1 protein-coding gene is annotated in these 474 nt (G+C 61.2%); it reads left to right on the top strand.

Annotated elements, in window-relative coordinates; all coding sequences use genetic code 11:
- A partial coding sequence (locus KHA85_RS20150) for a gamma-glutamyltransferase (protein WP_213186656.1) occupies window positions 1–474 on the top strand: 474 nt, incomplete at both ends.

Raw genomic sequence — 474 nt, 5'->3', positions numbered from 1 at the left:
CTGAAAAGCATGGGCTTCAACTCGGCGGCGGCCATTCACACCATGACCGAAGCGATGCGCCATGCCTACATGGACCGCAACACCTACCTCGGCGACCCGGAATTCATCAAGAACCCGATCGACCGGCTGGTGAGCAAGAGCTACGCCGAGCAGATCCGCAAGAAAATCGTCGCGGACAAGGCCACGCCGTCGGAAAACGTGCAGCCCGGCATGGAACCGCATGAGAAGCCGGAAACCACCCACTATTCGATCGTCGATCACGACGGCAACGCGGTCTCCACCACCTATACCGTCAACGGCCGCTTCGGCGCCGTGGTGATCGCACCGGGCACCGGCTTCTTCCTCAACGACGAGATGGACGACTTTACGGTCAAAGTGGGCGAGAAAAACCTGTACGGGCTGGTGCAGGGCACCGCCAACAGCATTGCCCCCGGTAAGCGCCCACTATCGTCGATGAGCCCGACGCTGGTGACC

Origin of the sequence: Dietzia massiliensis, from assembly GCF_018390595.1 — a bacterium.
Lineage (GTDB): Bacteria > Actinomycetota > Actinomycetes > Mycobacteriales > Mycobacteriaceae > Dietzia > Dietzia massiliensis.
The sequence above is the reverse complement of the archived record's forward strand: the minus strand, read 5'-3'. Positions and strand labels throughout refer to the sequence as shown.